Genomic DNA, 19414 nt, shown 5'->3' with positions numbered 1-19414 from the left:
CGCCCACCGGGGCGAGTGTCAGGCCCTAGCCCGCCGGGGCGAGTGTCAGGCCCTAGCCCGCTGGAGTCAGCGTGTAGTGCACGAAGTCGCGCACCGGTTCGTAGCCGATCGCCTGGTAGATCTTGTTCGACGTCGGGTTGGCCAGATCAGTGAACAGGCAGACGTCCGTGCCCTCGGCGCGAACCACCTGGGAGACAGTGGCGGTCAGCGCGCTGGCGAAGCCGTTGCCGCGCAGTTGCGGAGGCGTGTAGACCGGCCCGATCCGCGCCCAGCCGAGGGTTTCGCTCTGCCGGGCGACGAACGCGGCGGGCACCCCCTCGTGCTCCCACAGCCACCAGAATCCGGCGTCGATCCGGCGCCGCGCGGCCTCCTCGTCGAAGGGCCGCGGCTCACCGATCTCGACGCAGAAGGCATCGATGAAGTCCCGGCAGATCGGGAGATCGTCCACGGTGGCCAGGCGCGGCTTGCCCGCCGCCTCGGGCACGATCAACGTTCCGAGACGGAACAGGCGGGCCGAGTACGACTCCGCGCTCGAGCCACCGGTTCGGGCCGCCCACTCGCGCCCGAAGGTCTCCGCGTCGGCGCGCACACCTTCGACGCTGGTCGGCGGCGGTCCTGCCGCGAGAAAGGCGTCGGCCACGGCCGCAACGCTGTGCGCGGGCAACTCGCCCAGGTAGATCCGGCCACCGAAGGCACTCGTGGCGACACCGGCGACCCGACCCGTGTCCTCACGCACGGTCAGGAATCGCGTCGCCGCGGCACCGGCCCGGCCGCCGAGTTCGTTGGCGACGGCGGTGGCGATCACCGTATGCCGCAAGGGGTCTTGACGAAGAAAACTCTCCGCGTCGGCCAGAAAGTGGGCGGCGTCGCCGGTGATGTCGATACGCACCCTGCCGACGGTAGGCCGTGGCGGGGTCGATCGCAGCTGAATTATTCCGCTACTCAGTCCTTTTCGCGCGCGTCCCGATCGGTGCGCAGCTTCAGCAGGATGAGACCCGCGGTGCAGGCCAGGATCAGGCCCGCGACAGTGATCTCCACGTGCAGGCCGGCGATGCCGAGCCCGGCGCCGACGAGGCCGCCGACGAAGAACAACCAGCCCAAGACCCGGGCGACGACCGCGAGAGCGCGATTGCCCGGTGGGTTCGACAGTGCGTGCTGAACATTTGCCACTGCGGCCGAATCATCGTTCGCCGCCGCGGTTTCCAGCCGGGGTGTCGAGTAAGCTCCCATCAGATTCTCCTCGATGACGCCGATCAGATTCTTGCTTCGCGCAGACCTCGCGCGTCGGGGTTCGTTCCGGGCGTCTCATGCGTAACTTTGCTCACACACGCTACGACTCGGCGACGCCGATCGCGCGCGACACGTCCCCGCGACACGCTGAAGAAATCAATCCGATATCTGAATCAATAGTGTTTAAGATAGGCTGTTTGCCCCGACCTGCACTACTGTGAGGCGACTCGAAGCCGACGAGGAGTGCACGCGATGGATGACAGCAGGACCAAGCTCGTAGGTCCGGCAATCGCTGTCGGCGCGGTATCGCTCGGACTGATCATCATCGGTGCCTGCGGTGTCGGACAGCAGGATGTCTACGTTCCGCCGCCGCCGCTGAACGCCGATCTGGCCGCCGCGCCGGCCAGGATCGCCGAGGAGACCACGTCCACGACGACCCGGATCTCGATTCCGCCCTCCCCCAGCTGGCGCATCGCCCCCTACATGTCGCCGCGGAAACCGTTCAGCCTCAGTTCCACCGAGACCTCGCCGTCGGAGACCCCCGCCGAGGGCGAGCCGACCAGCGAGTCCAGGCCGGCGGATCCGACGACCGAATCCCGCCCGCCCGCGACCACCGCCGAGGATCACACGACCACGCCGCGCAGTACCACCACCCGGCCGATCCCGACCCTCACCACCCCACCGCGGATCCGGCCGACGGTCGACGACGAGGAAGCCGCCGAGACGGACTACCCGACGACGCATTCCCACGACAACACCACCACCGCGCCGATCACCCCGGCCACCCCCACACCGGCGGCCACCTCCGAGGCCGAGACGACCACCGTCGCCCCGACCACGACCGACGACGAGCGCTGACACGGCGACGGTGCGCACCCCACCGGGGCACGCACCGTCGGCAACCTCGCGCTACAGCTCCGGCAGGTCGTAGCTGCCGACCCGGTCGGCCAGAATCCGCCGGTGTTCCAGCGCCCCGCCGAGCGTCTGCCCGATCGCGGTGAGCCGGGCGACGTAGTGGCTCACCGGATATTCCGCGGTGACGCCGATGCCGCCGTGCATCTGGATCGCCTCCTGCCCGATGTGCTCGGCCGACTTGCCGACCTGTAACCGCGCCCGCGACGCCACCACCGGATCGTTGCCGCCGTCGGCCAGCGCCGCCGTCGCGAACAGGCTCATGCTGCGCGCCAGCTCGAGGGAGACGTAGCAGTCCGCGGCCCGCTGGGTCAGCGTCTGGAACTTCGACAGCGTGACGCCGAACTGCTTGCGGGTCTTGAGGTAATCGGTGGTCAGGGCCAGCGCGATCTCCATCGCCCCGACCGACTCCGCGCACAGCGCCGCCTGCGCGTACCCCTGCACCAGCGCGATCTGCTCGGCCGCGTCGACGGTGTCGCCCAGCAGTTCCCCGGCGGCGCCGTCGAAGTCGAACTGGGCGCCGCGCCTGCCGTCGAAGGTCCGGTAGGCGCGCTTGGTCACCCCGGCCCCGGCCGGGTCGACCAGGAGCAGGCCGGTGCCGCCGCCGGGCAGCACCGCGCTGACGATCAGCTCGTCGGCGACATCGCCGCGCAGCACCGGGTTCTTGACGCCGGTCAGCGTGTACCCGTCGCCCTGCGCGGTGGCGGCCGTGGTGATCTCGGTCGACGGCCAGCGCTGCCCGGGCTCGGCGTGCGCGAAGGCCAGCAGTTTCTCGCCCGCGGCCAGCGCGGGCAACAGCCGGGCGCGCTGCTCGGCGCTGCCGGTCAGCTTCAGCAGCTCGGCCGGGATCACCACCGCGTCGAGCACCGGCTCCGGGGCGAGCGCGCGACCGAGCTCCTCCTGCACCAGCATCGCCTCGACGGGGGTGGCGCCGACGCCACCGTCGTCCTCGTCGATGGTCAGGCCGAGCACGCCCAGATCGGCGAGCTGCTTCCACACCGTGCGGTTCCAGCCGGGGTCGGTCTCGCCCGCCTTGGCCAGCGCTTCCCCGTCGTAGAACCGGTGCAGCAGCTCGCGCACGGTGTCGCGCAGCATCGTCTGTTCTTCGGTGAGTTCGAGATCCATGTCAGCGCCTCACAATCCGAGGATCGTGGAGGACACGATCGAGCGCTGGACCTCGCTCGAGCCTCCGTAGATGGTGACCTTGCGGTAGTTCAGATAGCCGGGCCCGGTGTGCTGAGCCCAGGCGGGCGAGGCGATGCCCTCGGCGTCGACCGGCAGCGCGTCGGCGCCGGCGATGTCGAGCAGCAGTTCGGTGGCCGCCTGCTGGAGCTCGGAACCGCGCAGCTTCAGCACCGAGGAGGCCGGGTTCGGCTTGCCGTCGGCGGAATTGGACACCACCCGCAGCTGGGTGAGCTCCAGGGCGAGCAGCTCGTTCTCCAGCTCGGCGACGCGGGCCGCGAACACCGGGTCCTCCAGCAGCGTGCCGTGGCCGGTCCTGGTCTGGCGCGCATAGTCTTTCGCGAGCCCGATCTTGACCTTGGTCTTGCCGACGCCGGTGATCGAGGTGCGCTCGTTGCCGAGCAGGAACTTGGCGTAGGTCCAGCCCTGGTTCTCCTCGCCGACCAGCTGATCGGCGGGCACCCGGACGTTCTCGAAGAAGACCTCGTTCACCTCGTAGCTGCCGTCGATCAGCTTGATCGGGCGCATGGTGACACCGGGCGACTTCACGTCGAAGAGCAGGAAGGAGATGCCCGCCTGCTTCTTGGGCGCGTTCGGGTCGGTGCGCACCAGGCAGAAGATCCAGTCGGCGTACTGACCGAGCGTGGTCCAGATCTTCTGGCCGTTGACGATGTAGGAATCGCCGTCGCGGACCGCGGTGGTGCGCAGCGAGGCCAGGTCGGATCCGGCGTCGGGTTCGGAGAAGCCCTGGCACCACCAGATGTCGAGCGCGGCGGTCGGCGGCAGGAAGCGCTGCTTGAGTTCCTCGGAGCCGAACTGGGCGATCACCGGGCCGACCATCGAGGCGTTGAAGGTGAGCGGCTCGGGCACCGAGGCCAGCTGCATCTCGTCGAGCCACAGGTGGCGCTGCATCGGCGTCCAGTCCTTGCCGCCCCAGGCCACCGGCCAGTTCGGCACGGCCAGACCGTGGTCGTTGAGGATCTTGTTGGCGGTGACGATGTCGTCGCGGGACAGCTCGTGGCCGTATTTGACGCGGTCACGGATCTCGACCGGAATCTCGGTCTTGTAGAAATGCCGGAGCTCGTCGCGGAAGGCGACCTCGTCAGAGGAAAGGGCTAACTTCATCCGGGTCTCCCAGCGTGGTTGGTAGCCGTCGAGAAAAACTTACCCCCGAGTAAACGCCAGTGTCGACTACATCACACCCACCCGTGCTCAGCCCCCGTGGCGCCGCGCCCGCCGGTGGCTCGGCGACCCCACCGCCGACCTGGTACGTTGCCAGACGAGCCGGGGAACCGGACTCGAGCATCCCAAGGAGTCACGGGTGAACGGCAGAACCATCGCAGGCAGGGCAGCGGCGGTCACCGCGGCGAGCATCGGCGCGCTGGCACTGCTGGCCACACCCGCGAGTGCGAACCCCACTCCGCTCGACGAAGGCATCAGCCACCTGTCCGAGATCGCCGGGACGGACGACTCCGCCAAGGCGGGCGTCGGCGCGCTGGACAGCTTCACCAAGATCGTCGGCGCCGACCGGCTGCGCGACATCTCGGCCCAGTTCATCCCCTTCACCTATGCGGCGCCGACCTTCGGCTGCGGCAGCAACGGCCCGATCACCACGATCATCGCCGCCGCCACCTTCGAGGGCCCCGGCCCCCGCACCGAGACCAGCATGGCCCCCGGCGACATCCGGTTCAGCGCCAGCCCGCGGCACACCGGCTTCGCGCTGGCCTCGGGTCTGAGCGTGGCCTGGGTGAACGTGAACACCGGCCAGAGCGGCATCGTCCCGCTCGACGATCTCACCGAGTTCCAGCTGCCGTCGCTGTCGAAGACGGTGCACAGCGGCGCGGGCACCGTGATCGCGTCCATGTGGGGCACCATCGACTACCCGGGCGCGCGCTGCGTGATGACGCCGACCGTCGGCACGTTCGTCGTCCCGGATCTGCCGGTCCAGGCCACCGAGGCGCCCGCCGCGCCGCCCGCTCCCGAACCGCAGGCCACCAGCCCCGGCTCGGGTGAATCCTCGGGCGCGCCGCGCTCGCAGGCTCCCGCCCCGCAGACCCCCGCTCCCGCACCGGCTCCCGCGCCCGCGGAGGCACCGCCGACCACACCGGCCCCCGCGCCGCAGAACCCGCCGTCGGCGCTCACTGTCGGCGGCTGATCGCTCGGCTGTTTTCCAGCGGGCAGTTACACGCTGGCACCGACCCCGCCGCCTACCTCCCGTTCGACGAGCAGGCCGCTGGGAACGTCCCGGTGAGGGCGGGGCGATCCGGCTCGTTGCCGCGGTGAACTTCCGCGCGACGAACCCGCAGCGACACCTCGGGCGCCGGAGGCTGTCGCCTAGCCGATCGGGCGGATGCGCAGCACAGTGCCTTCCTCGGAGCCGGCCAGCAGTGCGGTCGAATCGGCGGGGTCGGCGACGACCGCGGTGAGCGGTTGCGTCGCGACGACGGTGCAGGAGGCACCCGTCTTGGGGTCGACGCGGACGAGGTGACCGGCCAGCGTGGTGACGTAGAGGGCGCCATCGCGCACGACCAGGTCGTCGACGAAATCGGGCAGGGTGCCGAAGGAGGTCAGGTCGGCGACGGTGACGCTGTCGGCGGGATTCGAGCGCGACAGCCGCAGCACCCGGCCGACCGGCGTGCCACCGGTGGCGACGAAGTTGGCGGTGACGTAGACCGAATCACCGGCGACGACAATGCCGTTGGGCCCGTCGACCTTGACCGCGGACCACCAGTCCATGTCCTCGCTGCCGTCGCGGCGCAGGCGGTGCACGCCGTTGCCCGCGGTGACGTAGAGATTGCCGTCGGTGTCGAAGGCGGCGCCGTTGGGCTGGGTGAAGCCGGTGGCGAAGGTGGCGGGCACCGGCGCGGTGGCCGCGGGATCGAAGCGGACGATCCCGCCGGTGCCGGACAGCGGCGAGTTCCCGGTGACGACGTAGAGCAGCCCGTCGGGGCCGAGCCGGACCGCGCCGGGCGCAGGCACCGCGACGGTGGCGGTCAGTCGGCCCTCGCGGTCGTAGCGCTGCACCTCGCCGCGCATGACCCGGGCGACCCACAGGTTTCCGTCGCCATCGAGCCCGAAGTTCTCCGACCAGTCCAGCAGCGGCACGCTCGAGCGGATCGCGACGTCCTGGCTGGCCCGGCCGCACTCGGCGATCGGCGCCGCGCCCGCGGTGCCAGTGCCGAGCGAGGCGGTGGTCACGACGGCGGCGCCGACGACGACGTGGGCGACGCAACGACGGAACGACATGGCAGACCTCGACTCTGTGGACGCAGTTCGACGCGCGAAAGTCTAACGGCTACCAACGGGTAGTGGGGTGTCCACACCGCACCGATACCACGCATCGTGCGCAACGCGGGCCGGAACGCACTGATCCTGTCGCGCACGACAATTCGCGCGGCGGTCATAATCGGTCGATGCCCTACTTCGACAGCGCCCGTGGCCGCCTGCATTACCGGCGGTGGCCGGTGCCGGGTGTCGCCGCGACGCTGGTGCTGCTACCGGGCACCGGCCAGCACAGCGGGCACTACCACCGCTTCGCCGATCTGCTGCGCCCCACCGGGATCGAGCTGTGGACGCTGGACACCGCCGGTCAGGGCCTGAGCGAAGGCGATCCGGCCGCGCCTGGCACCGTCGCCGAGCTGGCCGCCGACGCCGGTGGGCTGCTCGCCGAGGTCGCCGCGGCGGGCGGCGCGGCGCCGGTGCTGATGGGCCATTCGCTGGGGGCGATCACCGCGCTCACCGTCGCCGCCGAGCGTCCCGGTGAACTGGCCGGGCTGGTCGTCTGCGGGACGCCGCGCCGGGCCACCGAGATCGCGCCGGACTCGCGCCTGCGGGTGCTGGCGGTGCACGGCGCCGACGACCGGCGGGCGCCGATCGATGCGATCCGGCTATGGACAGGGCGGCACGGATCGGTAGATTTGCGCGAGTACGCCGACGCGGGACACGACCTGTTGCACGAACCGGTGCAGCAGCGCGTGGCGGCCGATATCGCGCAGTGGGTACTCGCCACGGCGCGATGAACGACGAAGGGGGAACAGTGCAACCGATTCGAACAGGGCTGCCGGATACGGCGGCGCTCGGCCAGGCCGTGGACGAGGGCGGACTGTGGATCGACGGCCTGCTGGTCGCCGACGGCGCGCCGGAACGCTGCGCCCAGCGCTACGAGCGCCTCGCCGACGCGGTGGACGCCCAGCTGCTCGTCCTCGGTGGGGCCGAGGTGATCCCCGGTTTCGGCGGGCTGGCCTCGGGCGCCGCGCTGCGCACGGGCTTCGAGGGCAAGGCGGTCGACGCGCTCGCCCAGCTGCGGGCCTACGCGAGCACCGCGCGGGCGCTGGCGGCCGTCTTCCGTGCCGCGGGCACGGCCTATCAGGACAGTGATCAGGCGCTGGCCGCGTCCATCGCGAAGCAGGAGACCGAGCATGCGTAGCATCTCCGGCCGCGTGCCCGGCACCGATCCCGACTACGCCGCCGTCGTCGAGGTGTTCGACAACCTCTCGCACGCCGAGATCCACCAGGCCGTCCGGCAACTCGATCCGGCGGCGCTGTCCGCCGCGGGCGAGCTGTTCCTGACCACCTCGACCGCGCTCGGTGACGAGGTCGAGAACGCGCACGGCGAGATCGGCGCCGCCATCGCCGACGGCTGGCGCGGCAGCGCAGCGCAGCGGGCGATCGACGCGGTGCGCGACTTCGAGCAGGCGGGCAGGCGGATCGCCGATGTGCTGACCGCGGTGGGCGTCCGGCTCGGTCAGGCGGGCGACGCCGCCGAATCGGTGCGCGCCGCCGTCACCGAACCCGATGGCGTCCAGCCGGATCCGGCGGCGGCGCTGCTGGATTCGCAGCAGGCCACCGACAATGCCGCGATCGTGCGACGGGCCGAGAACGCCCGGCTCGACGCGGTGCGGGCGATGGAGACGATCTACGGGGGTGCCTTCGTGCCGACCGGGTCGGGCGTGCCGTCCTTCCCCGAGATCACCACGGAGCCGGGGGCCGCCGATCCCGCTGTCGCGTCGAACGGTGTCGCCGGTGTGCCGTCCGCCGCCGTGCCCGTCGTCCCGGCCGGCGCGGCCACGACCGACCCGGCCGTGGCCGAGGCGACGACCGCCGGTGCGGGCGGCGGGAACGGGACGACCACGGCCTTCGTGCACACGGGTGGCGGCAGCGGCGCGCAGACGGTCGCGGCCGGAACGACCACGACGACAACCACCGCGGCGGGCGCCCAGGGCGCGTCGGGCGCACCGGCGACCGTCGGCGCCGCGAACACCGTGCCGGGCGGCCCGTCGTCCGCCGCGCCGGTGACACCGGCCGGATACCTGCCCTCGGCCGACCCGCGTGTCCGGCGCAGGCCCGCCGGTCGGCCCGACGAGACGTCCACCGCGGCAACGCACGACGGCCCGACGCCGGACGAGGACGCCACGCTCGCCGCGAGCACCGACACCGCCTCGGCGTCGACCGAGAGCCGCCAGGACGCCGTCGCGGCGAGCGGCGACGCGACGGCGGGCATGACCGCGGGCGCCATGGGCGGCCTGCTCGGCGGCGCCATGGTCGCCTCCGACACGACCCGGCCGCCGAACGGTCAGCGGCCACCGGTGCCGCAGGCCGACGACGAGGAGGACGACGACGAGTTCCTGCGGTTCCTCGACGAGGAACCGACCTACCTCGAGCCCGCCGACGAAGTGAACGCGCTGATCGGCAAGATGGAGCCGACCAGTCCCGCCGTGCTCGGTGAGTGGACCGAGCGGGGGTGAACTGGCACCTCACGCCGGATCAGTTCGCGCTGGCCTGGGCGCGCACCGACGGCGACCGGATCCCCTATCCGCTCGCCGTGCGCGCCTCGGCCCGCGACACCGCCGAACGCGACGCCGCCCAGCCCGCCCTCGACGCCTGGTGCGCGCGCACCCTCGACGCCGATCTGTCGGCGGCGCTGCGGGTGCTGGCCGAGCCGGAGATCCGCGTCGAGGTGTGCGGCCGGGCCGTCGCGCCGGTCCGGATGCTCGGGGCCGTCACCCACGACGTGGCGGTATTGGCCGTGCAGGAACCAGGTCGCACGGAGGACCGGGGCGGCTCGGTCCACGTCCAGGTCGGCAGCACGCGGCGGTTCGCCGCCCAGGTGTTCGCGCGGATGCCCGTCGGCAAGACCGGCACCGGCCCGCCGCTGTCGGCCCTCACCGCCCGCGTGGTCGAGGACAGCCGCGACCTGGTCACCGCCCCCGTCGCCGGTCCCTCCGACGCGGCCCGCGTCCGCAGACTGCTGCAACGCCCCCGCGAGGGCATCGGGCAGATCCTGGTGGCCGCGGGCGGCGATCGCACCCCGTCGGGCGTGCTGTCCTGGATCGATGTCACCGGCGACGGCCGCTACCTGGTGCACACCGCGCACCGGGTCGACATCGCCCCCGCCACCCCGGAACTCGCCGCCGACTGGCTGCGCCGGCTGCTGCGCAACGCGTAGATCGGTCGCCGCGGGCGACCGCGCGCGGATCGGCCGGTCGCGCCGCGCTCAGTCCAGACGGAGGAATTCGGCGAGCGCCGTCAGCTCTTCCTGGCTGTCGGGGAGGTACTCGGTGAGCAGTGGGGAGCGGATGACGATGGCTTTCCACATCGCGCGGCACAGCGTCGCGTGGATCACGGTGCGCGACAGCAGCGCTCGCATGCCGAAGGGGGCGTCGGCGGGGGTGGAGGTGGTCATCGAGAGCAGGACGACGGCGGCTTCCCGGCCACGGAACCGGTCGGGGGTGCCGACCAGGACGTCCTCGATCTTGGCGCGCGCCAGCAGGGTTCGGATGCGGGCCACCTGCGCCGCGTAGGGCGCGACGACGAACACGTCGTGCGGATGCAGCTTGCGGGCGCGCCCGCCCGAGGTCCAGGTCTCGCCGAGCAGGGCCCGCACCCGGCGAACCACCTCGCGCGCCTCGGCGTCGGATTCGGTGGCGCTGCCGCGATGGTCGACGAGCACGGTGCTCACGCCCGGCGCGATGCCAGCCAGATCCCGGGCCAGGGTGATGGTCTCGCTGGCCCGCAGCCTGCCCGCGTAGCAGCTCGCCGACACCGGCTCGCACACCGCGGGATGCATCCGCCAGGTGCGGTCGAGGAAGTAGCCGCGCTCGGCGGGCAGGGTGGCCGCGCCCTCGCACAGCCAGTCCAGCGCCGAGACCTGCACCGGTTCCGGATGCGCGGCCAGCGCCCGCGCCGGCACCGGATCGCCGATCAGCAGCAGATTGCGCGCGCTCACCGCCACGGCGACGGTGTCGGCCAGCGAACTCGCGCCCGCGTCGGCGATCACCAGCAGATCGAGGGCGCCGGGAGCGATCAGCGTCTCGTCGACGAAATCGGCGGTGGTGCCGCCGATCACGCACCCGTTGACCGCGTTGTCGAGGAAGCGCGGATACCGCTCGGCATCGATCGCCGACCATTCCGGGCCGACCGAGGCGACATCCTTCTTGGCCACCAGCTCGGGGAGCAGCCCGGCCTCGACGACGGCGTCGAAGATCCGCTCGATCACCGCGTGCGACTGCGCGACCACCCCGATCCGCCACCGGTGCCGGGTGACCAGCCGTTCGATCGCGCGACCGGTGATGCCGGTCTTGCCGGTGCCGGGCGGGCCGTGCACGGCCAGATAGGAGGCGTCCAGCGCGCCGACCGCGCTCGCCAGGGCGGCGGCGATATCGCCGTGCACCTGCGGCAGGTCCAGCCCGTCACGCAGGCGGGGCGCGCGGCGCAGCAGCAGGTCGTAGACGGCGTTCTCGGGCACCTCGGGCAGGGTCACGAGCAGGTCCTGGGCCGTGAGTTCCAGGGCCGCTTCGATTTCGGCCTCGCCGTCGGGCGGGCCGGGGGCGATGGCCGCGGGCAGGTCGTCGTAGGGCGGGCAGCCCTCGGGTAGCAGTTCCTCGAGTCGGACGGTGTCGTCGAAGTTCGCGTCGACGGCGCAGCCGAGGACGGTGGCGGTGGCGGTGGCGCGGCGGCCGAGGGTCTGGGTCATGCCCGCAGCGGCGGCGCCGTCGTAGATGGTGACCATCTGGGTGCCGGGGGTGAGCGTCGCGCCGGTGCCGAGCCTGCCGGTGAGGGTCAGGTAGCGCCGCATCGTCGGAAGCAGCGGGGTGCGATGCCATTTGGTGTCGACGGTGCCCCACTCCGCGACGAGCACGCCCGGCGCGTCGGCCCATTCGCCTACGGGGTGGCCGAGCCGGTCGATGTGGGCCCACCAGCGCGGCTGACGTTCCCGACGGTGGTAGCCGAGGATCGCGGCGGTCAGCGCCGCCGCGCGGGCGGCGTCACCGTCGGCGGCCGCCGCGAATTCGGTGAGCGCCGCCTCGAGCGAACCCGGCCGCAGCGACGGCGGGACGTCGGCCTCCGCGACCGCGAAACGGGTCCCCGGCACCGCTACCCCGGCGTCGTCGGCGCGGGCCAGCAGCCAATCCCGCAGGGCGAGCACGGTCGTGGCCCGGCTCTCCACGGCCGGGAACAGCCCGGCCAGACCCGCGATGTCATAGGACTGTTCGCCGATCAGCAGGGCGGTGCGCACGATGGGCGCGAGGTCGAACAGCGCGCCGTCGGCCAGCAGCTCGTCGAGCAGGTCGGCGCCGGTGCCGAGGCGACCGGCCAAGTCCAGCAGCGCGGTCCGGACGGCCGAACCGTAGTGGTACACGCGCACATCGGGGTCGACCGCGCGGTGCTCGCCGATGATGTCGAGCAGTTCGTCGAGGACGTCGGCGGCCGGGGCGCCGGTGGCGGTGGGAGCGTGCCCGGCGGGTGCTGCATCGGCACGGTCACCGATCAGGCGGTGCGCTGCGGACAGACCGCTAACCGCGTGACGGGCACCGGAGTTCGGGTCGGCCACGTCGGTCGCGGACCCGGGCCGAGCGGTCGGTGTGGCGCCGCTGGCTTGCCCTGCGCTGGTCACCTCGGCGCGCTCCACCGTCGGGCGATGCGGTGCGGACAGGTCGGTAGCGGTGTGGCCGGGACCGCCGCTCGTCTCGGACGGGTCGCCAGAGAACCCGGGCCCAGCGGTCAGCGGGGCGCCGGAGCGCTCGGCAGTCGGGTAGTCACCGGATGCTGTGCCGGAGATTCCGCGTGCGATGGCCGGTGCGGCGGGTACACATCGGCCGAACGCCGCGGGTGGGTCGGTGACCGCGCTGCGGTAGACGACGGAGCGCGCGTCGGACAGTTCTACGGCGGTGACGGTGCCGTGCTGGTCCAGGTCGACGATCAGTGCGAGATCGCCGTGGCCGGGGGCGGGGAGGGCGCCCAGGGCGGCGACGTCGCGGAGGGCGAAGGTGGGTTCGCCGGTGCGCTCACGCTCCAGCTGGATCTCGGCCTGGCGGCGCAGGGCGGTCACCGTGCGCGGGGCGAGACCGGTGACCGGGGTGGTCGTGGTGGCGAGGCGATCGATCGTGAGCACACCCGCCTCGCGGAGCCGGGCGCGCTGGGTGGGGCGGATTCCCGCCACCAGCAACAGGTCCCGGGCGGTGGACGCGGCGACCCGGCAGGTCGCGCAGCGTCCGCACGCGAGGTAGCGGGGGTCGCCCCACTGCACCGGCAGCAGTTCGGTCAGCTTCTCCTCGACGATCCGCTCCACCCGCGCCCGCCGAGCCGGATACACCCGCGCCAGCTCGTCGGTCCGCATCCGCTGGGCGCCCGCCTCGGTCCACAGGTACGCCGACGGGTCCACGCCGACACCCGCCTCGGCGAGCGCGGCACCGCACGCCGCGAACGCGAGCCGCGCCCGCAACGCCGCCCGCGCGCCGTCGACCTCGGCCGTCCCGACCGACGCCGTCGCCCGTTCGAAGGGCGTACGCCCCGCGGCCAACTCGCGCCGCAACGCACGGAAGTCCTCCGCGGGCAAGGAGACCGGCGCGGCAGCGCCCACCGTCGCCCCGGAATCCACCGACGCGCCGTCGAGCTCGGCCGACGCCTCGTGATCGACAACGACCGGTCCGGTCTCCGATGCCACCTCGCCGTATTCAGCCGACTCCGCAAGGCCGACAGGGACACCCGGCGTCACCGGGCCCCCACTACTCGCCGCGAACTCGCCCGGCTCCGGTCCCACGAACCCACCCGTGGCGCGATCACCGGACTCGACGACAACGCCCGGCCCCCGACCGAACTCCAACGATGCGGGCAGATCGACCGCTCCGGACCTCGACGATGCGGGCAGGCCCACCGCTGCGGACCCGAACGACGCGGGCAAGCCCACCGCTCCGGACCCCGGCGACGCGGGCAAGCCCACCGCCGCGGACCCGACAGCGATGTGTTGCGTGTACTGCCCGGTGCCGGGATCGCGGACCAACAGGTCGGCGCCGCAGGCGAAGCGGCCGTCGAAGAAGACCGCGCCGAGGATGGCGGCGGCGCCGTCGCGCAGGGCCGCCGCGGTCTGCTCGGCGGCGGCGGTGAGTGCGGCGATCCGGGCGGCGGGAGTGGCGCCGGGGAGTTCGGGCGACGGGACGCGGATCAGGGCGTCGCCGAAGTGCCGCAGCAACTCCGGCGCCACCTCGGCGGCACGCACGACGGGGACCGCGGCGTCCGGCGCGCCGGGGAGGTTGCCGATGGCCGCGTCGAGGGCGCGAAGCAGCGCGAACTCACAGTCCGCCGCGCGCACGAGATCGCCGACGGCACCGATCACCCGATCACCGGACACGAACAACCGCGGCCCTCCTGTGTTCACGCACACCCGACGGCAAACACCTTAACCAGCGCCGCGGGCGACCAGGGCGCTACCCGCGGACATGTCGAGCAGTTGCGACGGGTGTGGCCTCGCCGGATCCGGCGAGCGCCCCCGGCGTCAGAACCGCGGCTTGCGCCGTTCGGTCCGCGGCCGCGCGTCGCGATCGCGGCGCGGGCCCCGCGAGGCCAGCCGCTGCGCGGGCGGGCCCTGATCGGGCTGCAGCTGGATCAGCACGCCGCTGATCCTGGTGCGGCGCAAGGCTTCCAGCGTCTCGTGCGGCAGGTTGGCAGGCAGCTCTACGAGGCTGTAATCGGGCCGGATGCTGATGTGCCCGAAGTCGCTGCGGCGCAGGCCGCCCTCGTTGGCGATGGCGCCGACGATCGCGCCCGGCACCACGCGGTGCCGCTTGCCGACGCTGATCCGGTAGGTCGCCAGCTCCTGGCCGGTCTCGCGGGAGAACGACGGGCCGCGGCTGCCCCGGTCCTCGTCATCGAAGCGGCGCGGGGCGCGCTCCCGATCACGGTCCCGGTCGCGCTGCGGGCGCGGCGCGGGCTCCGGCTCGGGCTCCATGAAGAAGTTGTCGCCGTCGAATCCGCCGACGGCCAGCGCCGCCGCGATGTCGACCAGCGGCGTGTTGTGCTCGGCCTCGTAGTCCTCGATCAGCTTGCGGAACAGCGCCACATTGTCCGAGGACAGGTTCTCGGTGATCATGTCGCCGAACTTGGACACGCGGGTCGCGTTGACGTCGTCGACGCTGGGCAGCTGCATCTCGATCAGCGGGTGCCGGGTGGCGCGCTCGATCGACTTGAGCAGATGCCGCTCACGCGGCGCGACGAACAGCAGCGCCTGACCCGAACGGCCCGCGCGACCGGTGCGGCCGATGCGGTGCACGTAGGACTCGGTGTCGTGCGGGATGTCGTAGTTCACCACGTGCGAGATGCGCTCCACGTCGAGACCGCGGGCGGCCACGTCGGTGGCGACCAGGATGTCGAGCGCGCCCGACTTCAGCTGGCCGATGGTGCGCTCACGCTGGTTCTGCGCGATGTCACCGTTGATCGCCGCGGCGGAGAAACCACGCGAGCGCAGCTTCTCGGCCAGCTCCTCGGTGGCCTGCTTGGTGCGGACGAAGATGATCATCGCCTCGAAGTCCTCGACCTCGAGCACGCGGGTGAGGGCGTCGAGCTTGCGCTGGTGCGAGACCTGCACGTAGCGCTGGGTGATGTTGGTGTTGGTCTGGGTCTTGGACTTGACCGTGATCTCGACCGGGTCGTTCAGGTACTGCTTGGAGATCTTGCGGATCGCGCCCGGCATGGTCGCCGAGAACAGCGCGACCTGCTTGTCGTTGGGCGTATCGCGCAGGATGCGCTCCACGTCTTCCTGGAAGCCCATCTTGAGCATCTCGTCGGCCTCGTCGAGCACCAGGTAGCGCAGCTGCGACAGGTCGAGCGTGCCCTTCTCCAGGTGATCGATCACGCGGCCGGGCGTGCCGACGACCACGTGCGCGCCGCGGCGCAGACCCGACAGCTGCACACCGTAGCTCTGGCCGCCGTAGATGGGCAGCACGTGCAGCCCGGGGATGTGCGCGGAGTACTTGCCGAAGGCCTCGGCGACCTGGATGGCGAGCTCACGCGTCGGCGCGAGCACCAGCGCGCTCGGCTTCTTCTGCGCGGTGTCCAGACCCATCAGGATCGGGATCGCGAAGGCCGCGGTCTTGCCGGTACCGGTCTGCGCGAGGCCGACCACGTCCGCGCCCTGGAGCAGCGGAGGGATGGTCGCCGCCTGGATCGGGGACGGCGACTCGTAGCCCACATCGGCGATGGCCGCGAGGACGCGGTCATCGATCCCGAGATCGGCGAAGGTCGGGCCGTCTTCGTGCCTGTCGTCGTCGGCAGGAACGCTGTCGACCTCATTGGTACTCATTGACCAGGAGTTTACTGCCTGACGGTAGCTGTCCCGGCCACCGGGTGAATACGGTGAGACCTATGCAACTGCAGAACGGGTCAGCGCATCAGGAACCGGCACCGGACGCGGTGCCGATCGCGGTCGTCCAATTCGCTCCCCAGACCGACCCGGCCGCCAACCTCGCGGCCCTGCGCGAGCACCTGCGCACGGCCGCCGCGGCGGGCGCGAAGGTGGTCCTCGCCCCCGAATACTCGATGTTTGCGGTGACCCGGCTGGACGAGCGGGTGGTGGCGATCGCCGAGCCGCTCGACGGCCCGTTCACCACCGGACTGAGCGCGCTCGCAGCCGAATTCGGGGTGTATCTGGTCGCCGGTGTGGTCGAGCGGACGGCGCCGGAAGCGACCCGGATCAGCAATACCCTCGTCGCCCACGGACCCGACGGCGCGCGCGTCGCGGTGTACCGGAAGGTGCATCTCTACGACGCGTTCGGGCATCTGGAATCCGACGTGGTCGAGGCCGGTCCGCTCGTCGCGCCGGCCACCTTCACCGTCGACGGTGTGATGTTCGGCATGCAGACCTGTTTCGATCTGCGTTTCCCGGAGGGATGTCGGCGTGTCGCGGCGGCGGGCGCCCAGGTGTTGCTGCTGCCCGCGCAGTGGATTCCCGGCCCGGCGAAGGTCGACCAGTGGACCACGCTGCTGCGCGCCCGCGCGATCGAGAACACCATCTACGTGGCGGCCGCCGACCAGTGTCTGCCGCGCGGGGCCGGCGCGTCGATGATCGTCGACCCGGCGGGCGTGGTGCTGGCCGAACTGGGCGACGAACCCGGCGTGCTCACCGCCGCGATCGACCCGGCGCATCTGGCCCGGGTGCGCACGGCCAATCCGAGCCTGTCGCTGCGCCGGTTCGCCATCACCGAGCGCGTATCGCCGGAGCCCGCCGCGGAGTAGCGTTTACAGACGTGGTCTACCCCGATCGGGCAGCGGCGGGCCGCGTCCTCGGCAAGGCCCTGGAGCACCTGCGGGCCCCGCGCCCACTGGTGCTCGGGCTGCCGCGCGGTGGTGTTCCGGTGGCGGCCGGGGTCTGCGCGATCGTCGGCGGTGAACTCGACATCCTGCTGGTCCGCAAGCTGGGCCTGCCCTGGCAGCCGGAGCTGGCGATGGGCGCGCTCGGCGAGGGTGGCGTGCTGGTGGTCAATCGCGATGTCGTCGAACGCAGCGGGGTGACGCAGGAGGCCTTCGACGAAGTCGAGCGGGCCGAGCGGATCGAACTGGCGCGCAGGCAGCGCGAGCTGCGCACCGGCGACCCGGTCCCGCTGGCCGGGCGGGTGGTGATGATCGTCGACGACGGCATGGCGACCGGCGCGACCGTGGTGGCCGCGTGCCGGGTGGCCAGGGCCCGGCATCCGGACCGGATCGTCGTCGCGATGCCGGTGTCCTCGCCCGAGGCCGCGCGGCGGGTGCGCCGCGAGTGCGACGAGCTGGTCTGCCTGTGGACGCCCGCCGACCTGGGCGGGGTCGGGATGGCCTATCGCGACTTCCACCAGCTCGCCGACGACGAGGTCCGCGCGCTGCTCACCGATCAGCCGAAGCACTGACCTTCGCCGCGGTAGGTCGGCACGGTGGTGCGCGCACCAGCCTCGTCGACCAGGTGGATCCGGTCGAAGCGCTCGCACAGCTCGCCCGCCTTGGCGTGCCGGAACCAGACGCGATCGCCGATCTCGAGCTCGGCGCCACCGGCCAGCGGGGTCTGCACCTCGCCCGCGCCCTCGGCGCCGAGCAGCTTCAGGCCCGCGGGCCACACCGGCAGCGGCACCCGGCTCGGGCCGGCGGGACCGGAGGCGATGTAGCCGCCGGCGAAGACGGTGGCGATCCTCGGGGTGGGCTTGCGCAGCACCGGGGTCGCGAAGAACAGCGCGGGGCGGGGGGTGAACGAGCGGTAGTGGTCGAACAGCGTCGGCACGTACAGCCCGGACCCCGCGGTCACCTCGGTGACCTCCGGGTCGGTGATCGAGACCTCGATCGAGCCGGTGCCGCCGCTGTTCACGATCTCCAGCGGACCGGTGACCATGCGCACCGCGTCGAGCACCCGGGAGCGCCTGCGGCCGATCTCGGCGGCGGACAACCGCTTGACCACCCGCACCGCGGGGTTGGTGTCGGGCAGGCCGGCGATCTGGGCCTCGTAGGTCATCACGCCGACCACGTCGAAGCCGCGCCTGCGCGCCTCGGCGGCCAGCTCGGCGGCCTGCTCGGGGCTGCGCACCGGGGAGCGCCGGGTGCCCAGGTGCAGCGGGCCGATCCGCAGGGCGGCGTCGACGTCGAGGCAGATCCGGGGATGGACCAGGTCGGTGCCGAGGGCGGCGCGGGTGAGTTCGAGCTGGGCGACGTCGTCGATCATCAGGGTGATCGCGGCCAGCAGCTCGGGGGACGCGGCGAGCTCGGCCAGCGCGGCCCGGTCGGCCACCGGGTAGCCGAGCAGGACGTCGCGGGCGCCGAGGCGGACCAGCCAGATGGCCTCCCGCAGCGAATAGGCCATGATGCCGGCGAAGCCGCCCTGCGCGGTGAGGCCGTCGCCGAGCACGCGTTCGAGCACGGCGCGGCAGCGCACGGATTTGCTGGCGACCCGGACCGCGACGCCGTTCGCGCGGCGGACCAGATCGGCGGCGTTGGCGTCGAGCGCGGCGAGGTCGACCGCGGCCAGCGGCGGATCGAGCTCGGCGGTCGCCGCGTGCAGATGGTGCAGCGATGTCGTCTGGGTCACTCGACTACTGAACCACCTATTTGGTCAGTCGTCCAGTATCAGCGGGGTCAGACTTCGACGGCCTTGAGCGTCAGGCAGCCGACCAGGTCGTCGATGACCACCAGGGTGGTCTCGTCGTTGCCGTCGGCGAGCCAGCGCAGCACCGCGCCGTAGAGCACCGAGACGATGTAGGTGGCGACCGAGTCGAGCGGCTCCAGCCACTGGGTGCCCGAGAGCCGGGCGCACAGCCCGAGGAAGGCGATGGCCTCGTCGTCCATCTGCCGGAACAGCGCGGTCGCGGTCGGGTCGCCGATGGCGTCACCGGTGTCCGACCACCGGTGCCGCAGAGTCTGCAACGCGGCGTCGTAGGCGGCGATCTGACGATCGGGCTCGGCCTTCACCAGCGGCCAGTAGGCACTCATGCCCGCGTGCAGCAACATGCGCAGCGCCCGCACGCCGGTGGCGTCCGAATTCGCGGCGGCATGCTCCACGGCCTCACAGACGGCAGGCCGGAGCAATGTCTCGGTTAGTTCACGACTGGCGCTCAACGACAACTCCTCGGCAACAAATTTCGCTGCCCGCGGCGATGCGAGCGAGTGGAGAGACCGACCGGGTACCGATCAACCTATCCAGCGAGCTCGATCTTAGAAGGTTTTCTGGATTCACGAACTGGTTCAGCCGTCCTTTTCAGACTGAAAGATTGTTTTGTTATCCGAATGCGACCTTTTGTAAAACCGACCATACGGCTTGAATAGTTCACATTCACCGCAGACGCCACCCCAACGCCATCATCCG

At 71.9% G+C, this 19414-nt stretch carries 17 protein-coding genes; 8 read left to right on the top strand and 9 right to left on the bottom strand.

What is annotated here, in order from left to right; all coding sequences use genetic code 11:
* Positions 1–52: 52 nt before the first annotated feature.
* Together AB0H54_RS06800 and AB0H54_RS06795 are read right to left on the bottom strand one after the other, a co-directional pair.
* The gene (locus AB0H54_RS06800) at positions 53–889 is read right to left on the bottom strand and encodes a GNAT family N-acetyltransferase (RefSeq protein ID WP_357343325.1); all 837 of its coding nucleotides are present in this window, start codon (positions 887–889) and stop codon (positions 53–55) included.
* Positions 890–942: 53 nt separating this feature from the next.
* A complete protein-coding gene (locus AB0H54_RS06795) occupies positions 943–1170 on the bottom strand; it encodes a hypothetical protein (RefSeq protein ID WP_357343323.1) in 228 nt (75 codons plus the stop codon).
* Between the two features lie 312 nt (positions 1171–1482).
* Between AB0H54_RS06795 and AB0H54_RS06790 the strand changes: the two genes are divergently transcribed.
* The gene (locus AB0H54_RS06790; RefSeq protein WP_357343321.1) at positions 1483–2088 is read left to right on the top strand and encodes a hypothetical protein; all 606 of its coding nucleotides are present in this window, start codon (positions 1483–1485) and stop codon (positions 2086–2088) included.
* A gap of 51 nt (positions 2089–2139) precedes the next feature.
* Here AB0H54_RS06790 and AB0H54_RS06785 read toward each other — a convergent pair whose 3' ends face one another.
* Positions 2140–3267 (bottom strand): acyl-CoA dehydrogenase family protein, encoded by a 1128-nt coding sequence (locus tag AB0H54_RS06785; RefSeq protein ID WP_357343319.1) that lies wholly within the window; start codon positions 3265–3267, stop codon positions 2140–2142.
* A gap of 9 nt (positions 3268–3276) precedes the next feature.
* Positions 3277–4449 carry an acyl-CoA dehydrogenase family protein gene (locus tag AB0H54_RS06780; RefSeq protein WP_218716239.1) on the bottom strand — a complete coding sequence of 391 codons (1173 nt, stop codon included), beginning with the start codon at positions 4447–4449 and terminating at the stop codon, positions 3277–3279.
* Between the two features lie 196 nt (positions 4450–4645).
* Here AB0H54_RS06780 and AB0H54_RS06775 point away from each other — a divergent pair, with 196 nt between their 5' ends.
* Positions 4646–5479 (top strand): hypothetical protein, encoded by an 834-nt coding sequence (locus AB0H54_RS06775; RefSeq protein ID WP_357343317.1) that lies wholly within the window; start codon positions 4646–4648, stop codon positions 5477–5479.
* A 179-nt stretch (positions 5480–5658) separates the two neighbouring features.
* Here AB0H54_RS06775 and AB0H54_RS06770 read toward each other — a convergent pair whose 3' ends face one another.
* Positions 5659–6570: an SMP-30/gluconolactonase/LRE family protein gene (locus AB0H54_RS06770; RefSeq protein ID WP_357343315.1), complete on the bottom strand. Its 912-nt coding sequence runs from the start codon at positions 6568–6570 to the stop codon at positions 5659–5661.
* A 167-nt stretch (positions 6571–6737) separates the two neighbouring features.
* Here AB0H54_RS06770 and AB0H54_RS06765 point away from each other — a divergent pair, with 167 nt between their 5' ends.
* From AB0H54_RS06765 to AB0H54_RS06750, 4 genes are read left to right on the top strand one after another with little or no spacing between them, the layout of a single operon-like run.
* A complete protein-coding gene (locus AB0H54_RS06765) occupies positions 6738–7343 on the top strand; it encodes an alpha/beta fold hydrolase (protein WP_357343313.1) in 606 nt (201 codons plus the stop codon).
* A gap of 17 nt (positions 7344–7360) precedes the next feature.
* Positions 7361–7750, top strand: a complete 390-nt coding sequence (locus AB0H54_RS06760) for a hypothetical protein (RefSeq protein ID WP_357343311.1) — start codon at positions 7361–7363, stop codon at positions 7748–7750.
* On the top strand, positions 7743–9068 hold the full coding sequence (locus AB0H54_RS06755; protein ID WP_357343309.1) for a WXG100 family type VII secretion target: 1326 nt from the start codon (positions 7743–7745) through the stop codon (positions 9066–9068). Before AB0H54_RS06760 ends, AB0H54_RS06755 begins: the two co-directional genes overlap by 8 nt.
* Positions 9065–9769 (top strand): ESX secretion-associated protein EspG, encoded by a 705-nt coding sequence (locus AB0H54_RS06750; RefSeq protein WP_357343307.1) that lies wholly within the window; start codon positions 9065–9067, stop codon positions 9767–9769. The genes AB0H54_RS06755 and AB0H54_RS06750 overlap by 4 nt, the downstream gene beginning before the upstream one ends.
* Positions 9770–9817: 48 nt before the next feature.
* Here the strand turns inward: AB0H54_RS06750 and AB0H54_RS06745 are convergent, their stop codons facing one another.
* Together AB0H54_RS06745 and AB0H54_RS06740 are read right to left on the bottom strand one after the other, a co-directional pair.
* Complete coding sequence (locus AB0H54_RS06745; protein WP_357344233.1) at positions 9818–13951, bottom strand: AAA domain-containing protein; 4134 nt, start codon at positions 13949–13951, stop codon at positions 9818–9820.
* 144 nt (positions 13952–14095) lie between these two features.
* Complete coding sequence (locus AB0H54_RS06740) at positions 14096–15898, bottom strand: DEAD/DEAH box helicase (RefSeq protein WP_357343305.1); 1803 nt, start codon at positions 15896–15898, stop codon at positions 14096–14098.
* A gap of 62 nt (positions 15899–15960) precedes the next feature.
* Here AB0H54_RS06740 and AB0H54_RS06735 point away from each other — a divergent pair, with 62 nt between their 5' ends.
* Together AB0H54_RS06735 and AB0H54_RS06730 are read left to right on the top strand one after the other, a co-directional pair.
* Positions 15961–16830, top strand: a complete 870-nt coding sequence (locus AB0H54_RS06735) for a carbon-nitrogen hydrolase family protein (protein ID WP_357343303.1) — start codon at positions 15961–15963, stop codon at positions 16828–16830.
* An 11-nt stretch (positions 16831–16841) separates the two neighbouring features.
* Positions 16842–17477: a phosphoribosyltransferase family protein gene (locus AB0H54_RS06730; protein ID WP_357343301.1), complete on the top strand. Its 636-nt coding sequence runs from the start codon at positions 16842–16844 to the stop codon at positions 17475–17477.
* On the opposite strand, the gene AB0H54_RS06725 is transcribed toward AB0H54_RS06730, so the two are convergent.
* On the bottom strand, positions 17462–18640 hold the full coding sequence (locus tag AB0H54_RS06725) for an alanine racemase (RefSeq protein ID WP_357343299.1): 1179 nt from the start codon (positions 18638–18640) through the stop codon (positions 17462–17464). The genes AB0H54_RS06730 and AB0H54_RS06725 overlap by 16 nt on opposite strands.
* A gap of 47 nt (positions 18641–18687) precedes the next feature.
* Positions 18688–19167 (bottom strand): TetR family transcriptional regulator, encoded by a 480-nt coding sequence (locus AB0H54_RS06720; protein WP_357343297.1) that lies wholly within the window; start codon positions 19165–19167, stop codon positions 18688–18690.
* Positions 19168–19414: the final 247 nt, after the last annotated feature.

Origin of the sequence: Nocardia sp. NPDC050718 (genome assembly GCF_040654235.1) — a bacterium.
Taxonomy (GTDB): domain Bacteria; phylum Actinomycetota; class Actinomycetes; order Mycobacteriales; family Mycobacteriaceae; genus Nocardia.
Note: the sequence above shows the minus strand (reverse complement) of the source record. Positions and strands in the feature narration are given on the sequence as shown.